The 17,038-nt window shown below is 58.3% G+C and carries 18 protein-coding genes and 1 pseudogene; 13 read left to right on the top strand and 6 right to left on the bottom strand.

Annotated features, from left to right (window positions below):
- Nucleotides 1–17: 17 nt before the first annotated feature.
- Nucleotides 18–458 (bottom strand): DUF3375 family protein, encoded by a 441-nt coding sequence (locus AC3FLX_RS30645; protein WP_488701093.1) that lies wholly within the window; start codon nucleotides 456–458, stop codon nucleotides 18–20.
- 103 nt (nucleotides 459–561) lie between these two features.
- On the opposite strand from AC3FLX_RS30645, the gene AC3FLX_RS30640 reads away from it, so the two are divergent.
- A complete protein-coding gene (locus tag AC3FLX_RS30640) occupies nucleotides 562–927 on the top strand; it encodes a hypothetical protein (protein ID WP_488701092.1) in 366 nt (121 codons plus the stop codon).
- 20 nt (nucleotides 928–947) lie between these two features.
- Nucleotides 948–1,081, top strand: a pseudogene (locus tag AC3FLX_RS30635) (IS110 family transposase); the annotation flags it as partial.
- Between the two features lie 54 nt (nucleotides 1,082–1,135).
- Here the strand turns inward: AC3FLX_RS30635 and AC3FLX_RS30630 are convergent.
- From AC3FLX_RS30630 to AC3FLX_RS30610, 5 genes are all read right to left on the bottom strand, one after another.
- Nucleotides 1,136–1,591 carry a nuclear transport factor 2 family protein gene (locus tag AC3FLX_RS30630; RefSeq protein WP_488701091.1) on the bottom strand — a complete coding sequence of 152 codons (456 nt, stop codon included), beginning with the start codon at nucleotides 1,589–1,591 and terminating at the stop codon, nucleotides 1,136–1,138.
- A gap of 103 nt (nucleotides 1,592–1,694) precedes the next feature.
- The gene (locus tag AC3FLX_RS30625; RefSeq protein ID WP_488701090.1) at nucleotides 1,695–2,615 is read right to left on the bottom strand and encodes a LysR family transcriptional regulator; all 921 of its coding nucleotides are present in this window, start codon (nucleotides 2,613–2,615) and stop codon (nucleotides 1,695–1,697) included.
- Between the two features lie 91 nt (nucleotides 2,616–2,706).
- Complete coding sequence (locus AC3FLX_RS30620) at nucleotides 2,707–3,597, bottom strand: MBL fold metallo-hydrolase (protein WP_488701089.1); 891 nt, start codon at nucleotides 3,595–3,597, stop codon at nucleotides 2,707–2,709.
- 42 nt (nucleotides 3,598–3,639) lie between these two features.
- Nucleotides 3,640–4,521, bottom strand: coding sequence for an alpha/beta fold hydrolase (locus AC3FLX_RS30615; RefSeq protein WP_488701088.1), 882 nt, complete (start codon nucleotides 4,519–4,521; stop codon nucleotides 3,640–3,642).
- 30 nt (nucleotides 4,522–4,551) lie between these two features.
- Complete coding sequence (locus tag AC3FLX_RS30610) at nucleotides 4,552–5,751, bottom strand: acetyl-CoA C-acetyltransferase (RefSeq protein ID WP_488701087.1); 1,200 nt, start codon at nucleotides 5,749–5,751, stop codon at nucleotides 4,552–4,554.
- A 333-nt stretch (nucleotides 5,752–6,084) separates the two neighbouring features.
- On the opposite strand from AC3FLX_RS30610, the gene AC3FLX_RS30605 reads away from it, so the two are divergent.
- The 11 genes from AC3FLX_RS30605 (at nucleotide 6,085) to AC3FLX_RS30555 (ending at nucleotide 16,385) form a co-directional block, all read left to right on the top strand.
- Complete coding sequence (locus AC3FLX_RS30605) at nucleotides 6,085–6,801, top strand: 3-oxoacid CoA-transferase subunit A (protein ID WP_488701086.1); 717 nt, start codon at nucleotides 6,085–6,087, stop codon at nucleotides 6,799–6,801.
- Between the two features lie 5 nt (nucleotides 6,802–6,806).
- The gene (locus AC3FLX_RS30600; protein ID WP_488701085.1) at nucleotides 6,807–7,484 is read left to right on the top strand and encodes a 3-oxoacid CoA-transferase subunit B; all 678 of its coding nucleotides are present in this window, start codon (nucleotides 6,807–6,809) and stop codon (nucleotides 7,482–7,484) included.
- An 81-nt stretch (nucleotides 7,485–7,565) separates the two neighbouring features.
- Complete coding sequence (locus AC3FLX_RS30595) at nucleotides 7,566–8,843, top strand: MFS transporter (RefSeq protein WP_488701084.1); 1,278 nt, start codon at nucleotides 7,566–7,568, stop codon at nucleotides 8,841–8,843.
- A gap of 44 nt (nucleotides 8,844–8,887) precedes the next feature.
- The gene (locus AC3FLX_RS30590) at nucleotides 8,888–10,039 is read left to right on the top strand and encodes an acyl-CoA dehydrogenase family protein (RefSeq protein ID WP_488701083.1); all 1,152 of its coding nucleotides are present in this window, start codon (nucleotides 8,888–8,890) and stop codon (nucleotides 10,037–10,039) included.
- A 44-nt stretch (nucleotides 10,040–10,083) separates the two neighbouring features.
- Nucleotides 10,084–10,362 carry a muconolactone Delta-isomerase family protein gene (locus AC3FLX_RS30585; protein ID WP_488701082.1) on the top strand — a complete coding sequence of 93 codons (279 nt, stop codon included), beginning with the start codon at nucleotides 10,084–10,086 and terminating at the stop codon, nucleotides 10,360–10,362.
- A gap of 120 nt (nucleotides 10,363–10,482) precedes the next feature.
- Complete coding sequence (locus tag AC3FLX_RS30580; protein WP_488701081.1) at nucleotides 10,483–11,658, top strand: thiolase family protein; 1,176 nt, start codon at nucleotides 10,483–10,485, stop codon at nucleotides 11,656–11,658.
- Nucleotides 11,659–11,695: 37 nt separating this feature from the next.
- Nucleotides 11,696–12,469 carry an SDR family oxidoreductase gene (locus tag AC3FLX_RS30575; protein ID WP_488701080.1) on the top strand — a complete coding sequence of 258 codons (774 nt, stop codon included), beginning with the start codon at nucleotides 11,696–11,698 and terminating at the stop codon, nucleotides 12,467–12,469.
- Nucleotides 12,470–12,486: 17 nt separating this feature from the next.
- Nucleotides 12,487–13,290 (top strand): enoyl-CoA hydratase/isomerase family protein, encoded by an 804-nt coding sequence (locus AC3FLX_RS30570; RefSeq protein WP_488701079.1) that lies wholly within the window; start codon nucleotides 12,487–12,489, stop codon nucleotides 13,288–13,290.
- 187 nt (nucleotides 13,291–13,477) lie between these two features.
- Nucleotides 13,478–14,467, top strand: a complete 990-nt coding sequence (locus AC3FLX_RS30565; protein ID WP_488701078.1) for a tripartite tricarboxylate transporter substrate binding protein — start codon at nucleotides 13,478–13,480, stop codon at nucleotides 14,465–14,467.
- 47 nt (nucleotides 14,468–14,514) lie between these two features.
- Entirely contained in the window at nucleotides 14,515–15,498 is a 984-nt protein-coding gene (locus AC3FLX_RS30560) for a Bug family tripartite tricarboxylate transporter substrate binding protein (RefSeq protein ID WP_488701077.1), read from the top strand.
- Nucleotides 15,499–15,548: 50 nt separating this feature from the next.
- Nucleotides 15,549–16,385: an alpha/beta fold hydrolase gene (locus AC3FLX_RS30555; protein WP_488701076.1), complete on the top strand. Its 837-nt coding sequence runs from the start codon at nucleotides 15,549–15,551 to the stop codon at nucleotides 16,383–16,385.
- Nucleotides 16,386–17,038: the final 653 nt, after the last annotated feature.

The raw sequence follows: 17,038 nt of genomic DNA, 5'->3' as shown, positions 1-17,038 counted from the left end.
CTTCCAGTTTTCCAGACTCAGATCGGATGAACCACGGATACAACGTATTGAAGCTTCACATCTAGTCTGCGCAGATGCTCAATGCCAAGCTCAACTTTGGGCACGCTAAAGCCTAGCGGGAAGCCGTCGCGCACCTGCACGTCAACGCTTTCGCGCTGCGCGTGCACGGGAGCGTCGGCCTGCCGGGCCATGCCCAGCCAAAGAGCGACACTTTCGAGATCGTGCGTCGGTGGCAGATGCGATGCCAGTTGCCGGATCGTCAGGCGCTTGCCGCGTTCGGACAGCAGAGCGATCGTATTTTCCCTAAGTGCGTGGCGCTCCAACCGGTCAACGGCGTCCCAGAATTCCTCATCTATGGTGCCAACATCCATATGTTGCGGTAACAGCTCCAGCGATGCATTTGCGTCGTCGTCCAGCACTTTGAACCGTAATCGTGCAACGACAGGCGATTCGATCAAGTCCACATCGACCTAACTGCCTTCTCGGAAGGAGAGCCACCGATGGGCATACTCGAGACTCCCTGCGGCATAATGACATTCCATTTTTTCCAGCTGGCACGCCATGTCGACGCGAAATATCCTGCATAGCGAACTCGAAGATCGCATCCGGCAAAGCGGCAAAGTCGTTTTCGAAATTGATTCGATGCCGATCACACTCGATCTGTCACATCGGCATGAACGCTACTATGCAGCGTCCTTGCTGATGGATATTCGATATCCGCAAGGCGACATTGATCGGGCCCTGTTCCGGAAATTCCTGAAAAACGGCGATCAGGTGCTTGCTGCCGGCGCCAATATTGGCGTCACCGCGCTCGAGCTGCTTGAAAGCGACGCACGCCGCGTGATTGCGGCCGAGCCGGTTCCAGAGCTCTTCTCCAGACTCCGCACCCTGGCCGAGGGCCTGGATTGGACGCGGCGACGCGGCTGAAATTTCTGCTGAGTGAGTGGGCCTACTACGCCCGCAAGGTTTAGCAAGGTAAGCGCCATAACAGGCACTCGTTGCACTAGCACGGCGACGCTGCGATGTCCTATTCGCCATGCTGCGCGATGGCACTTTTTACCAACCAAAGGTCAGCCCCTAACACTTGACGAAAGACATAGGCCCCCGTCCTAACGGCCCGAAGCCTAGACTATTGTTACTGCGCCTGGCCCAACAGAGGCATCGGAGGCTTGCCGCCAAATCCGTCTTTCAGCTCACTGTAGAAGTAGAAGCTGATCTTACGCGAGCTAAAACGCCATCCCTGCGCCGTACGAACCATTACGTCGTCATAGTGCCCCGCAGAGACGTATGACTTCCCACTGCTAATCGAGAGATAGAGCATTGATATCCGCCCTGTAGCCCGATCTCCCTCAATCGTAACGGTGCCGTTCGTACAGAAATGCCAGAAGCCCTCTGCCATCGCCGGCACGTCCTCAGAAAAGAATCGGAAGATCTCTCCATGCCCCGCAGCGCGCTCTATTCCCTCGAACACGCCGTCCTCGGTGAACAATTCCACGAAGGGTTCCCACTGCTGCGAATCGAGCAAGTCGCAATAGCGCCCGCGCAATTGCGTGATCTCCAGTTCGTCAGCGAGTCGCTGAAGGCGCAACATCACGCCCTCTGAGACACGGGTCTCGGTTCTTTGATCTGAGCGGATTCCTGAATTGGGCAATCTATTTGTCTCCTGTTCGGCGATTTTTTTGGAACGACAGCCGCTAGAACTCCGCAGGGGCTCCATTCGGCTTCTGCCGATATTCGTCAACAAGCATCGTGGCGAACTCTCGAGCGATGGGTGACAACTCGGCGAACTCCCGAGCGCAGACGCGGAATTCGCGAATCGACCACGGATCGCTAAGGCTGCGGACACCTAAGGCGGCGTGCGACGTAAGCCGGGCAATGCAGGCCTTCGGTACTAGCGCAATTCCAGCCCCCGCCTCAACCATGCGCACGATCGCGTCGGTCCCCGCAACCTGAACACGAATCGTCATCTGCTTGTGCAGTGCAGCAGCCGCTCGCGCATAGAACCCGTTAGACGCCGCTCCCTCCATCAATGCCACAAACGGATGATCCAGCGTATCTTTGAAGTAGACGTGTTCGCGCTCCAACAAAGGATGGTCCGGCGGTGTGATCAGCATCAACTGGCTCGATACAAAGGGCACACTTTCCACTCCGTCCGTAAGGACGCTGCCAGAGATCACGCCGATCTCCGCCATACCTTCGCGCACGTTCCGGACGATTTCATCGCTCATACGTTCGCGCATGTCTACATGCACGTCTGCAAAGATCTTGAGAAAGCGACCCAGGACAGGCGGCAAATACTCTGTGACAGCCGTAGTGTTTGCTTGCAGACGGAGTTGTCCACTGAATCCATTGGAGAACTTCTGCAACTCTGCACTGAGCACATCAAGCTGCGATAAGACGTGGCGCGCGCCGGTCAGATACGCACGCCCCGCTTCGGTTAGCACCACCCGCTGAGGCGAACGGTCAAGCAATCGCAGTTGTAGCCGTTCTTCAAGATGCTTAATACGATTGCTTGCCGCAGGCACCGACAAGAACGTTCGTTCCGCTCCGCGGGTCAGGCTGCATGTATCGGCCACATTGACGAATAGCCGAAAGTCAGTGATATCGAAGTACATGTTTGCCACGGGTGCGCCTTTCTCCGCTTTAGGTCACGCTGAACGTTAGCCACAGCGACCTCCTGATCATAGAAAGCGGGAAGCCCAGAGCTCACCACGCGGCTGGCTCGAACCGGAAGCGATCGCCTTCTCGCCGCACGTAGCCGCAGTAAGGTGCACCGAAATGCACCGGCAAAATCAACGCCTCGCGTTCCGCGGCGCGCTCCAGAAAACTCCAACGCGTCTCCCTGGCCTTTTCCGCCCAGATGCAATAGCCGGAATTGATTTCCGGGTACACGATCTGCAAGGGACTATGGAGGATATCACCACAGAATATTGCCTCCTCCCCACGCGAACGGACACGCAGCGCTACTTGCCCAGGACTATGTCCGGGCGCCGGCTCGACGCGGAGCACATCCGCAATTTCCCCGGGTCCATCGATCATTTCGGCCAAGCCCTCCTCAGCGATTGGCAAAACGCTGTCAAAGAACGAATCGCCAAAGACGTCGATCACCCCAGATTCGCGGTTCCGGCCTTCCTTACAAAACAGGAAATCCTGCTTCGGGAAGTGGTACCGGGCATTCGGAAACGTCGGAACCCAGCGATCGTCTTGCCATGAGGTATTCCAACCCACATGGTCAGCATGAAGGTGGGTTAGGACCACGTGGGTGACCTCTTCTGGCGCTGCCCCGGCGGCGGTGAGCCATTCCCGCACCAAGGTGTTAAGCATATGCATACGTGGGATGCCGGGCCGGGGCTTGAAATTGCCAACGCCTGTGTCCACGACAATGACCTCGGATCCAGCATGCACCACCCAAAGTTGAATGGTAACGATGAGCTTGTTCATGTGCGGCACCCAGTGACGTGGTGCCATCGTCCCGCGCGCCAACTCGAGCGAATCTGCCGAGAGTTCGGGAAACAGAAACGCCGGATCGTGAGTCGGGCCGCTATATTCCAGGATCTGCGTAACCTTGACATCCCCGACCATTCTTGACTGCATCATTGCCTTGTCTCCTTTCCTAAGTCTTCGGTACCTACTTGAGTGCTAACCAAGCGTGGCCAGTACTTGTCCCAATGGTTCACCCCCAAACGCATGACGTCGCAAAAGAGTGCTTACTAATTTTGGCGTTTGCACCGACATGAAGTGGCCCGATGCCACCGCTCCAAACGCGATGTTCCTACCTAGTGTGGCCAATTGAGCGATGTCGCCAGGTGGGCGCAATGCATCGTAGTGGCCCGCAACCAACGATACCTCCGTCGAGAGCTTCGCCAGATCCGACGCGATGTTGATCTCAGTCAGCATCTCAAGCACATATGCGAAGCTTGACGCGTCATTCGCGAGGCTACGCCTGAGGTAGCGCGTGCGCTGCGCTGGACTTTTCGAATCTTCCCCTTCAAAGCTTGACGGCCAGCCAAGCTCAAACAACGCCGGGTAGGCAGCACGCATGCCGAACGCCCGAAGGCGTGCAGCTAACGCGAGGGTGGTCGCTTGCTTGGCGGAACTTACGCCACAGGCGGGAGCCAAGCCCATCACGCGCATGACACGGTCCTCGTAACGAACAGCAAACCGCAGCGCGATCGCTACGCCGACAGCGACACCGACAATGATCAAGGGGCGCTGTTCGTCAAGCCTCTCAAGCAATGCGTAGAGGTCATCCACATGGTCATCAAGTGTCACCGTTCCACACAACTTCTCCGAGACGCCCGCCCCCCGTGTGTCGTAGCGCAACAAGTTGACGTGTTCACCCAGTAGGTCGCACACGGCATCCCAAGACTCCAGGGAGCCACCCATCTCGTGGATCAGAACCAGTAAGGGCCCAGCATCTGACTGTCTGCTGTAGCGCAAGCTAACGCCATTTACCTCGACCCAATCCAATTTCTCGGAAGCGGATCTTGCGTCGTCAAATACATCGACCGTAGCATCCATATGCATTTTCTTCTGCCGTCCTTTCGCCTGCTAGATGCGCTCGAACAGCGCCGCGATGCCTTGGCCACCGCCAATACACATAGTCTCCAAGCCGAATTTCGCCTGGCGCCGCTGCATCTCGTGCAGCAACGTAGTCATAATGCGCAGCCCCGTGGCCCCGATCGGATGGCCCAACGAAATTCCTGATCCGTTCACGTTTACCCGAGAATCCCCGTCAACACCCCATTCCCTGAGTACTGCGAGCGCCTGGGCAGCAAAAGCCTCGTTGACTTCGATAAGGTCGATATCACCCAGTGCCATACCCTGGCGACCAAGAAGCTTTGCCACCGCAGGTACAGGGCCAATGCCCATCCGAGCTGGATCACAGCCCGCCGCCGCCCAGCCGGCGAAGCGCGCCATCGGTGTTAGTCCGTGCCGCTCTGCGTAAGACTCAGACACAACAAGACATCCGGCCGCAGCATCATTCTGCTGGCTCGAATTTCCGGCCGTGGTCACTCCACCAGGCAACAAAGGTCTCAGAGCAGCAAGGCTTTCCAAGGTGGCATCAACGCGAATGCCTTCGTCACGATTGACCTGGACCGGCTCACCGCGCCGTTGCGGCACCTCCACGTTCAGGACTTCCGACGCAAAGCGACCTTCCTCCCAGGCTGCGGCGGCCATTCGATGGCTGCGAACAGCGAACGCATCCGCGTCCGCCCGCGTCACCCCATATTCACGCGCTAGGGTTTCGGCCGTCTCCGGCATGCCAGAGATAAATCCAAAGCGCGCCTGGGGCTGTGAGCGCTCGCGCCCGCGGTCTAGCCTGTCGTAAAACGAAACGTTGCCGCTCCGGCTACCCCAACGCATGTCGGTACTGTAGTACTCGATATTGCTCATGCTTTCGACCCCGACAACGAGGATGGCTTCGGCCTGTCCGGTCTGCACACACATTGCAGCATTGGAGAGCGCCTGCAGGCCGGAACCGCAGCGTCGATCAAGCGTATAACCAGGCACTTCAATGGGCAGTCCTGCCGACAGCGCGGCGTAACGCCCCATGCATGGAGCCTCACTTGACGCGTAGCTTTGGGAAACGATGACTTCATCGATCGTCTCCGGAGCAATGCCAGAGCGCTCCAGTACGGCTTGAATAATTCTCACAGCTAGCTGCTCGGCATCCAGCGGCCGCATTGCGCCGCCAAATTTTCCGATGGGTGTGCGCACGGGATGGGCAATCAGTGCATGTCTCGTCATAGCTCTTGTCTCTCGCTGGATCGCTGGCGTTGTTGATGCGGCGTCAGCATGGCGGCAATGGCGAGGCAGCTCAATTTTCGAATGCGAAAGATGGCGTTACAGCCGAACAAACGTAACCTCCGCCCGGGCAGCAAAGTTAGGGTATCCACCTACCGCACCAACGTTAGAGGGGGGCTTTTAACTACAAGCTAATTTGATCTTATCCATTGCGAAATTGCGCCGCCTAGGCGGATTCGGCAACCTTCTCTCGCACTACATGGGCACCCAAAAGCCGCCCGCCCAAAACGAACGGCCCGTCCTCGCAGCGTGGCCATCAAAGATGAGACATGCAGAATGATTGACAAGACAGTGTCAAGTTGCGGCGAAGCCTTGGCCTCCGTCCCCGATGGGGCGAGTATTGCCATCGGCGGCTTCGGCGGCGCAGGCATGCCTGAAGAACTAATCGTGGCGCTGCTCGATCAGGGCGCTCGGGACCTCACCGTCGTCACCAACAATGCTGGTCAAGGTGAGGCAGGCATTGCCGCTTTGCTGAAGGCCCGGCGCGTGCGCAAGATCGTCTGCTCTTACCCGCGTATGGCAGGCGCTCACGTGTTCGAGGCACTTTATCGCGAAGGCGCTATCGAGCTCGAGCTCGTGCCACAAGGAACGCTCGCAGAGCGTCTTCGTGCGGCGGGCTGCGGTATTGGCGGATTCTTTACACCGACCTCCTACGGGACGGCCCTAGCCGAGGGCAAGGAGACCCGCGTCATTGACGGACGTCCCCACGTCTTCGAGAAACCCCTGGCTGTCGACTACGCCTTGATTCACGCGCAGGTTGGCGATCGATGGGGCAACCTCATCTATCGAAATACTGCACGGAACTTTGGGCCGATTATGGCCATGGCTGCACGCCATACCATCGCCACGGTCGCCGAGGTGCTCGACCTTGGCGGGCTCAGCCCAGAAGCCATCATTACCCCCGGCATCTTCGTCGATGCAGTTGTAATGCGTACTCCCCCTCAGTTCTCACGGACGGCCGCCAGTGCGACGCATCCCGAAACGATGAGCTAATCAGCATGGAAATCGACACCCGCAATCAAATCGCAGCACGCGTTGCGCGCGATATTCCCGAAGGCGCCTACGTCAACCTGGGCGTGGGACTGCCTACGCTCGTGGCCAATCACCTGCCAGCAAATAAGGAAATCTTCCTGCATAGCGAAAACGGTGTACTTGGCCGGTGGCGTGGCGCTGCGCCTGGCGAGGAAGACTGGGAAATGATCAACGCCGGAAAGGAACCGATCGTGCCCGCGCCGGGAGCAGCCTTTTTTCACCACGCCGACTCGTTCGGCATGATGCGCGGTGGACATCTCGACATCTGCGTACTTGGCGCATTTCAGGTTTCTCGCCAAGGCGATCTCGCCAACTGGCACACCGGAGCCCCCGACGCAGTGCCGGCAGTTGGCGGAGCAATGGACTTGGCAATTGGTGCCAAACGCATCTTCGTCATGATGGAGCACCTCGATCGAAACGGTCGTAGCAAGCTGCGAGACCAATGCAGCTATCCGCTGACCGGACTCTCATGCGTCAGTCGTGTCTACACCGACTTGGCCACATTTGACATCACACCACATGGAGTTCTGGTGCGAGAACTCGCGGAGGGCATGAACATCGAGAGGCTGCGTCGCCTCACCGATATTGAACTTGATTTCACTCTGATTGAATCGTCATCCGGAAAGGACTGCCCGCCGGCCTGACACTGCCGTGCTTAAGGGCGCGGCTGCGCCTGCCCTCACCTACACGAGAGGGCGACACATCAAAAAAAGAGAGGTGGAGACATGTTTGCTTGGTATCGCGGCGGAAGCCGTCAAGAGAAACGCACGTTCTGGGCCTGCTACTTCGGATGGGCGCTCGATAGCTTCGACGTTCAGATCTATAGCTTCCTCGTGCCCACACTGATGGCCGCGTGGTCCCTCAGCAAAGGGGAGGCCGGGGCCATTGGCACCGCATCCCTGCTCGCGGCCGCACTTGGAGGCTGGCTCGCTGGCATTCTCAGCGATCGCATTGGCCGCGTAAAAGTACTGATGTTCACGGTACTCTGGTTCACGCTGTTCGGCGTTGTCGCCGGCTTCGCCCAAACGTACGAACAGTTGCTATTCGCACGCGCCCTTCAGGGCCTTGGCTTCGGAGGCGAATGGGCAGTCGGCGCGGCGCTAATGGCTGAGGTGACGCGTCCGGAATACCGCGGGCGCGCCATGGGCTTCGTCCAATCTGGGTTTTGTCTCGGCTGGATCGGCGCAGTGCTGGTGGCCACGTTCGCACTGGCCCAGTTCTCCACTGATCTCGGCTGGCGTATCGCATTCTGGATCACTGCGGTACCTGGCCTGCTTATCGTGCTGGTTCGCCTGGGCGTGCCCGATTCCCAGATTTACGTGCAGGCAGCGCGCACACGCATAACTCCTAAAGCTGGCTTTAAATCCGTCTTCCAGCGCGAACACTTTGGCACATGCCTGACAGCTAGCGCAGTTGTTTTTGGCCTCCAGGCAGCAGCCTACGTTGTTACGGTATGGGTCCCCTCTCTACTCGCCGATCGCGGCCTACGCTCCGGATCGATGATCATGACAATCGTAGTGATGGCCATCGGAACCTTCCTCGGATTCGCCTTTACTGCGTCTTTTAGCGATCGCTGGGGCCGCCGCACCACCCTGCTGGCAATGACTGCAGGCTCGTGGATTGTAACTTTGGTCTATTGCTTCGTACCCCTCTCGCCGTGGCTTGTTCAGGTACTTGGCTTGCTGGTCGGGTTTTTCGCTATCGGCATGTTTGCAGCAGTTGGCCCTTTCCTCAGCGAACTCTTTCCGACCGAAGTGCGGACGACGTGCATGGGCTTCTCCTACAACGTCGCTAAGACACTGGGCGCTCTTGCAATCACGGTGGTGGGCGTCGTCTCAGCACATACCGGGCTAGCTACCGCAATTGGAGCCTGCTGTTTCGCTTCTTACCTCATCTCGACGATTGCTCTCCTGCGCCTTCCCGAAACCATGGGGGTGCGGCTCGACGCCGTCGCTGCGTCTGGCACCAACGTCGCGGACGGACTAGAACGTCCAATCGCCTGATTGCGTTCCCCTCCGCCTGACATTTACAGACTGGAAATCAAGTTATGTTTCGCCTCACCGACGATCAACACGCTCTCATTGACTCGACACAGCGGATGGCCGAGCAGGACATCGCACCCATTTTAGCCGCACATCCGGCAGACCGTCCTTTGTCGAAGGACGCGATGCTGCAGATCTACTCCGTACTGGGACGCTTCGGTATCACCGCTCCCAGGCTTCCAGAGGAAGCAGGGGGTGCAGCCCTGTCGATGGTGGACTATGGATTGATCATCGAGCAACTGCCGCCCGCTGTTGCCCTCTCGCTTCTGTCGCACGAAGGTACCGTCGCGCGCCTTTATGCCGGAGCGTCCGAGGAAATTCGCACAAACTACCTTGCGGATCTGATTGCGGGCCGAAAAATTTGCTGCACAGCTAACACCGAACCAGGCGCAGGATCTGATTCCCGCGCAGTTCGAACCCGAGTGACTGTGAACAAAGAGTACGCGAGCATTCAAGGCAGCAAGATTTGGATTACAAATGCTGCGGTTGCCGACGTGTTCAATGTGTCCTGCATTGATGGAACTGACGCAAATGGGAAGCCCCAGGCCCGCCGAGTCCTGGTAGACCGGTCCTTGTCTCCGTTCGAGGTACGTGAAATTCCAGTAATGGGGCTTCAGCAGGGCCATCTCGGCGAGTTGAACTTCGATGATTGCCGCGTTCCTCTCAGTCACCTAATCGGCGAGCAGGGAGATGCAGCCAAGTATCTGACCCTTGGTTGGAACGTCAACCGTCCGCTGATCGGATTGATGACCGTTCACCTTGCTCAGCGGGCGTTTGCTCTCGCTCGTGAACATGCCCTCGATCGCCGTCAGTTCGGCAAAGCACTGGCAGCACACCAGCTGATCCAGCAGGACCTGGCCGATATCGAAACCGCCATTGTTACCTCGCGCCTCATTTGCCTGCATGCCCTCGACGCGGTCGATCGCGGCGAGCGCGCCAACGGCTACTCCGCCATGGCAAAACGGTATGCAACGCGGGCCTGCGAGGACGCAATTCGCATGGCCATGCAAGTGCTCGGCGGCATGGGTATTAGTCTGGAAATGGGCGTGGAACGGCTGTGGCGTGATGCACGCATGTTCCAGGTGCCAGATGGGACAAACGGCATCCTGGCACTGATCCAGGGCCGCGAGATAGCAGGACAGCCGGCGTTCGCCTGAAGCGGGCTGCAGTATATCCCCCTCCACATTAGCAAGGAACGAAAATGCTCTTCTGCACCCTTATGACTGTCAAGCTCCCCCCTGACCTCCCCGCCGAGAAGGTTCAAGCGTTGCGTGCTGCCGAGACTGCCCTAGCTCAGGAGTATCAACGCCGGGGAAAACTGCGCCACCTGTGGCGCGTTGCAGGTCGCGTTGCCAACGTGTCGGTTTGGGATTGTGTCGACGTGGACGATTTTCACGCTACCGTCAGCGCCCTACCCCTATTCCCGTATCTCGAAATCGAGGTGCTTCCACTCGCGCGACACCCCAGCGCTCTGGACTGACCAACGCGCCTCACCGGATGGGCGCGGTGCGCCCTTAGCGCCCTCCGCCGCTTTCCGGACTAATGCATTTTTTTGGCAGGCCTTCTGCTGCCCGCCTCAACTGATTCGAAGACCACGCCCATGAGAAATGTCGTAGTCGCCGGAGTCGGCATGACGCCGTTCGGCAAATTCCTTCCGCGCAACCTGAAGTCCCTCAGCGAAGAAGCAGTGTTCCTCGCTTTGTCCGACGCCGGCCTCACGGCTGATGCCATCGATCAGGTCTATTTTGGCAACGCCGCAGCCGGCGTGGTTACTGGGCAGGAAATGATTCGCGCTCAATCGTCTCTGCGCACCACGGGGCTCGATGGCAAACCGATGTTTAACGTCGAGAATGCCTGCGCGTCCAGCAGCACGGCATTCCATCTTGCCTGGCTTGCTGTGGCATCCGGCGCTTGTGAGACGGCCATCGTCGTCGGCGCCGAGAAGCTGAGCCACGAGGACAAGGCAGTTTCCTTCGGTGCCTTCTCTCGCGCTGTGGACCTCGAGGAGCCCCTACCAGAAGGATATCGTGCAGGCAACGGATCTTTGTTTATGGACCTGTATGCCGCAAAAGCTCGCAAATGGATGAGCGAAAGTGGCTGCGAGTCCGCAGACTTCGCGCGCGTTGTCGTAAAGAGCCGCCTTGCCGGCTCACTCAACCCACTGGCCCAGTTCCGCCAACCGACCACTATTGATGAGGTACTGCAGAGTCGCATGGTAAGCGACCCGCTGACGTTGTTCATGTGCTCATCCATTGGGGACGGGGCAGCAGCAATCGTGCTTTGCTCGGAAGCTCGCGCTGCAAGCCTCGAAGTGCCAAAGGTGCTTGTACGGGCCAGCGCAGTGGTCTCGGCCAAAGCCTCCGGAGAGCGGGAACCCGTTGCAGTGGCGGCATCACGGAAAGCCTACGAAATCTCTGGCATCGGCCCTGAAGATTTGCACGTCATCGAGCTACATGACGCCTCGGCTCCTGCAGAACTTATTCACTATGAAAACCTCGGGCTCTGCAAGCCCGGCGGAGGTGCAGTGGAGTTGCTGCGCTCCGGCGCCACTGACATTGGCGGCCGAATCAGCGTCAACCCGAGCGGCGGACTGCTTAGCCGCGGTCATCCGATTGGTGCGACCGGCGCGGCCCAGATTATCGAGTTGACTCAGCAACTGCGCGGGCGCGCCGGTGCGCGCCAACGTCCTGGCGCGCGAGTCGCTCTCGCCGAAAATAACGGCGGACAACTCGCCGGGGACTCCGCCGCCGCGGTGGTCACCATCTTGTCGCTCTAAGCCCGTTTTCAATTTCGCCTCATTGACCTTTTTTATCATGAACACTCAGCAAGTGGCAGTCGTCACGGGCGGCGCAAGCGGCATCGGTTTTGGTATCGCGAGTGCGCTGGTGTCGGCTGGATACCGGGTAGCGGTCTGGGATCGCAGTGAAGAAGCCGTCGCTTCTGCAGGTGAACGCCTCGACACCGAACTCGGCTCCTCCTTCGGTCGTGATCCGCAGCGCTTCATGGCACTGGAAGTCGATGTGACCGACAGCGGTGCCGTAAACTCTGCGCGCGAGCACGTGACGGCTAGCTGGAAAACCCCAGACATACTCGTCAACAATGCGGGTATGACGCGAGATAAGCGATTCCTCAAAATGACTGAGGATGATTGGGACTCAGTGATCTCTGTCAACCTGAAATCACAGTTTCTCTGCGCACGCAGCCTAGCAGAGGGAATGGTCCAGCAGGGCTATGGGCGCATTATCAATATCTCATCCCGCGCCTGGCTAGGCGGCTTTGGACAAGCCAACTACTCCGCAGCAAAGGGCGGGGTCGTAAGTCTGACCCGATCGCTCGCCATCGAACTGGCGCGCGATTGCATCACTGTCAATGCTATTGCTCCAGGCATTATCGACACCCCCTTGCTGCAGGGCTATGACGATGAAGTCCGAGAAAGGCTCAAGGCTAGCGTGCCGGCACGCCGCATGGGTACGCCCGCGGACGTCGCCGCAGCGGTCATATTCTTCGCCAGCAATGCCGCCTTATATGTGACTGGTCAAACACTTTACGTCTGCGGCGGCCGATCGCTTTCTAGCCAGAGCGTTTGAAACCAAGGGGTAACTACGTGCCTATCCAATCCTCTCAATCGGGCGCAGTACTGCTGCTTGAACTCGATGCGCCAGAGTCCTTGAATGCTCTGACGATTCCAGATCTCCTCAACCTTCGGCAGCATTTGCGCGCTGCGCAGGACGACGACACAATCCGCGTCATCGTTATTACCGGAGCTGGGGACAAGGCGTTCTGCACCGGCGCGAACCTCAAGGCAACCTTTCCGCCAGAACAAACCTTTGCGCGCGGCCTTCTGGGAAGTCGGGGTAAGGAAGCAGAGCGAGGCGGTTATACACGCCTCATTGATATCAGCGACCTTCAGGTCTGGAAGCCGGTTATCGCGGCGGTCAACGGGTATTGCCTCGGCGGCGGACTCGAACTCGCTCTGCAATGTGACTTGCGCATTGGTAGCCATAGTGCATCTTTCGCACTGCCTGAAGTTCGGGTTGCCAGTGTTCCGGCGGTGGGTGGCGTCCAGTACCTGCTTCGAGCAATTCCAGCAGCCCATGCGATGAAGCTCGCCCTTACCGGCGACCGCATCGACGCCAAACAAGCATTGCGTATTGGACTAGTAAGCGAGCTATACACGCCGGAAACCCTGCGCACCGAGGCGCTCAATATCGCCGACCGCATTGCTGCAAATGGTCCGCTCGCGGTGCAGATGGTCAAAAAGCTGGCTCTCGAAACTGCTCACATGGCGCCCACAGAGTTTGTCGCTCATTCCAACATCGCGTGGGGCGCGCTGCGCGACAGCGCCGACAGGATCGAAGGCAGGCGCGCGTTTGCTGAGAAGCGCACACCGGAATTCCGCGGCGACTGATTCAGTAGATCGATTCGTTGGTTGCGTGCTCAAATTCTGCCGCCGACGCACGCTCAGTCAACCAGCAATTCGAGGCTTCTAGGCTCGACCGTACTGCTACCAACAACATCATTGGACAATCTATTAAACGCCGCCCGGGTCTCTCAACATACTAGCGGACGCCACACACATGGAGGAAGACATAACAATGAACCGATTGCAAACAAGAAATATTTGGAAGACGATCATCGGGCTAAGTCTCGCACTACCATTCTTCGCGGGGACGTCCAATGCAGCGTCCGAGTTCCCGACCAAACCGATACGTGTAGTGGTGCCGTTTCCTGCGGGTGGTACCACCGACCAAGTCGCTCGCATCGTGGCCGGCAAGATGCGCGAGCAACTCGGGCAGCCCCTTATCGTTGATAACAAGGGCGGCGCAGGAACGGTGATTGGCACACAGGATGTCGTGCATAGCCCGCCCGACGGGTACACCCTGCTTTGGACAGCAACTCCGCTGGCGATCAACGCGTCACTAGTCAAGAAGCTCCCCTTTGACACGGTAAAAGACCTGACTATGGTGGGGAATGTCGCTGCTGTGCCTCTGGTCTTGATCGTTCCGCCCTCGTCGCCGTACAAAACAGTGCAATCCCTCATCCAGGCCGCGCGGGATAAACCGGGCTCGCTGAGCTACGGCTCGTCGGGAGTTGGTGGTTCCGCACATCTGGCCACCGCAATGTTTCTGTCGGACGCCGGAATTAGGATGAATCACGTCCCATATAAGGGCAGCGCGCCCGCGGTCAGTGACTTAATTGGAGGTCACGTAGATGCGGTCTTCGACACCCTCTTTTTGACACGTCCCTACATCCAAGCCGGAAAAGCGCGTGCACTTGCGCAGACTGGATCAGCGCGCTCGCCCCTGCTACCGGACGTGCCCACGCTGCAGGAAGCGGGATACAAGAATCTGGTGGTCGAATCCTGGCATGTAGTCGCAGCGCCAGCCGCGACGCCCCCTGCCGCAGTGCAAAAGCTTAATGCCGCTCTTGTTGCAGCGCTTCGCAACCAAGAAGTGAAGGATGCCCTCGTTAAGCAGGGCCTCGACATCCGAGCCAATACTCCCGCGGAAGCGAATCGATACTTCAAGAGCGAGGTCGATCGTTGGGCGAGAGCAGTCTCTGCATCCGGGGCAAGCGTCGATTGACACCATCCCGCCCCTGGATTCCACAAAAAAACATTTTGGAGACGAAGTTGGCGAAGTTCTTGATGAGATGTTTACCAGTTGGACGCATGTTGAGCGGCTTCGTCCTTGCCGCGTCAGTATCGGCGGCCGTTGCCGCCGATTACCCAAACAAGCCCATTCGGATTGTTGTACCGTTTCCTGCAGGCGTGAGTACCGATATCGTCGCGCGCACGATGGCGGACGCCGTAGCCGTGCGTCTTGGACAAGCCGTTATTGTTGATAACAAGGCGGGAGCAGATGGCGTAATCGGGGTCATGGACGTGGTGCGAGCCAAACCGGATGGTTACACCTTGTTGATAGCCACCAACGGCCCACTGTCTGCGGCGCAGCATCTCAAGAAAAAACCACCCTATGACGTCCTGAGGGACCTGACTCCGATCTCTGATATCGGTCGGGCGACGTTCGCTGTCTATGTGAGTCCGCGGACTCCAGCCAAAACCCTGCCTGAATTCATCGCCTATGCCAGTGCGCATCCTGGAAAACTCAACTATGCCTCAGGAAACCTGACTGGGCAGCTAGCGTTCGCCCATATCGCCAAAACGGCAGGCCTCGACATGACGCACGTCCCCTACAAAGGCGAGACCAATGCGATGAACGACATGATTGGCGGCCACGCAGACGGCATCATCGCGACACTGGGCACTGGTCTTCCCATGGCGAAGGCAGGAAAGCTCCGCATTCTCGCCATCCTCGCGAAAGATCGCAATCCCGAAATTCCCGAGGTCCCGACCCTAACGGAAGCCGGCGTTCCTGCAATGCCGATCCAGTCATGGTTCGGCATGATGGGGCCAGCGCGCATGCCAACGGCAGTGGTACAGAAGGTCAATCGGGCCGTGACTGATTCATTAAACGATTCAGCCGTCATCAGGCGGATGCGCATGATTAGCGTCGAGCCGAAGACATCCACGCCAGACGGTGCTGCACAAGTGCTCCGCACCCAGTTAGAGGCACATGGAAAAGTCATCCGAGATGCAAATCTACCTCTTGACTGACTAGGGCGATTCTGAAAGCGACGCTCGATACCTTAGTGGGCTTAAACATCATGCGCAGCCAATCCAAAACTGTGGCCTACGGTCCCTGCTCCATCCAGTATCTGATACAGGGAATCGGATACCCAATTGTCCTACTTCCCTCGCTAGGTCGAGGTCCCGCCGACTTTGATCGCCTGGCGAATCTACTAGCGTCCGCTGGCCTAAAGGTCATTCGGCCGTTTCCGCGCGGCATGGGCCAAAGTTATGGACCGACCCATGATCTGACCCTGCATGATTTGGCGGAAGACGTGGCAGCAGTGATCGAACAGGAGGGAGAACCTGATGCCATTGTCGCCGGCCATGCCCTCGGAAACTTTATCGCACGCACCGTAGCCTCAGACTTCCCCTTGCTTGTACGGGGAGTGGCCCTGTTGGCCGCGTCAGCAGGCAAGGCACCCGAAGGGCAAAGCACCATCCCTTCAGATATCTTGGATTCTGTTTATCAGAGTGGTGAGCTCACATTGCCGGACTCGCTGCGGCTGCAACATCTCCAAAAGGCGTTCTTTGCGCCTGGAAATGATCCTGCCATCTGGCTGGATGGTTGGTACCCAGCCGTGAAAGCGATACAGAACGCGGCGTGGCGCGCGACACCCGTGGACGACTACTTTTCGGCAGGCACTGCCCCGCTGCTGGATGTTCAAGCGCTACAAGATACGGTCGCGCCAAGAACATTCTCCCACGTCCTTAAGGAGGCATTAGGCGATCGCGTGACGGTTGTTCATGTGGACGACGCAGGCCACGCCTTGATACCGGAACAACCAGGGGCTGTGGCAATGGCGTTGGCCGACTGGGTAATGCAATTGCTCTCGGCGCCAGTCGCTCCAGCGAGCAGCGGCAAGCTCGCATAGCCGCAGCCGGCGTTATGCAGACCACGTGAAAGCCACGCATGAGAACGAAATATCAAGACAGCTCTACTGAGTTGCTTCATCGCATCCGAGCTTCGGTATGCGAGATCCTGTCCAGTTCGCTTAGGTCGAGAGACGACATTGAAAACCGACTCGCCGTGTTACTGCGCCAGGCACTCAGCGTCGATTCTCCTTACGACGTCGCAGTTGTGTTGGCATGCGGAGCCGAGCTACAGATGTTTCCTCACGACGACGTCATGGAGCGCTGCACCGCGACCGTTCGTGCATCTGGGCAGCCCGATCTTCGCGGAGTTGTATGGGCTGTACGGCACAGGTGCGCAAGATCTCGGGGTGAGCCTCGCCGGTTCTCTATTGACTGGCGAGTTCATTGAAAAGCGTGCCGCCTAACAACTAAAAGTTCGAGGATCCGGGGCCGCCCTATGAGGCAGCGAACGCGTCCGCTTCGACGCTACTGCCTGATCGACGACGCGATTCTGCCCGGCCCGCTCCTACGTCTCGTCGAGGCAATATCGGTGGCCTCCGAAGCGGCCGATTTTCCGGAGCGGAGCGCATACCTGGAACGCCCGCCCTTCCCTGCTTGCGGAGACCGGCGGCAAGTTCCGCATTCCGAAATTCGACACGAATAAGAACACCGT

The sequence above is a fragment of the Cupriavidus sp. 291-E7 genome (assembly GCF_057798835.1).
The sequence above is the reverse complement of the archived record's forward strand: the minus strand, read 5'-3'. Positions and strand labels throughout refer to the sequence as shown.

Coding starts and splice junctions, on each gene's coding strand:
- AC3FLX_RS30640 (WP_488701092.1), top strand. CDS start 562: ATGTCGACGCGAAATATCCTGCATAGCGAACTCGAAGATCGCATCCGG.
- AC3FLX_RS30610 (WP_488701087.1), bottom strand. CDS start 5,751: ATGACGAGACATGCACTGATTGCCCATCCCGTGCGCACACCCATCGGA.
- AC3FLX_RS30585 (WP_488701082.1), top strand. CDS start 10,084: ATGCTCTTCTGCACCCTTATGACTGTCAAGCTCCCCCCTGACCTCCCC.
- AC3FLX_RS30615 (WP_488701088.1), bottom strand. CDS start 4,521: ATGGATGCTACGGTCGATGTATTTGACGACGCAAGATCCGCTTCCGAG.
- AC3FLX_RS30565 (WP_488701078.1), top strand. CDS start 13,478: ATGAACCGATTGCAAACAAGAAATATTTGGAAGACGATCATCGGGCTA.
- AC3FLX_RS30600 (WP_488701085.1), top strand. CDS start 6,807: ATGGAAATCGACACCCGCAATCAAATCGCAGCACGCGTTGCGCGCGAT.
- AC3FLX_RS30590 (WP_488701083.1), top strand. CDS start 8,888: ATGTTTCGCCTCACCGACGATCAACACGCTCTCATTGACTCGACACAG.
- AC3FLX_RS30625 (WP_488701090.1), bottom strand. CDS start 2,615: ATGTACTTCGATATCACTGACTTTCGGCTATTCGTCAATGTGGCCGAT.
- AC3FLX_RS30575 (WP_488701080.1), top strand. CDS start 11,696: ATGAACACTCAGCAAGTGGCAGTCGTCACGGGCGGCGCAAGCGGCATC.
- AC3FLX_RS30620 (WP_488701089.1), bottom strand. CDS start 3,597: ATGATGCAGTCAAGAATGGTCGGGGATGTCAAGGTTACGCAGATCCTG.
- AC3FLX_RS30605 (WP_488701086.1), top strand. CDS start 6,085: ATGATTGACAAGACAGTGTCAAGTTGCGGCGAAGCCTTGGCCTCCGTC.
- AC3FLX_RS30595 (WP_488701084.1), top strand. CDS start 7,566: ATGTTTGCTTGGTATCGCGGCGGAAGCCGTCAAGAGAAACGCACGTTC.
- AC3FLX_RS30580 (WP_488701081.1), top strand. CDS start 10,483: ATGAGAAATGTCGTAGTCGCCGGAGTCGGCATGACGCCGTTCGGCAAA.
- AC3FLX_RS30555 (WP_488701076.1), top strand. CDS start 15,549: ATGCGCAGCCAATCCAAAACTGTGGCCTACGGTCCCTGCTCCATCCAG.
- AC3FLX_RS30630 (WP_488701091.1), bottom strand. CDS start 1,591: ATGTTGCGCCTTCAGCGACTCGCTGACGAACTGGAGATCACGCAATTG.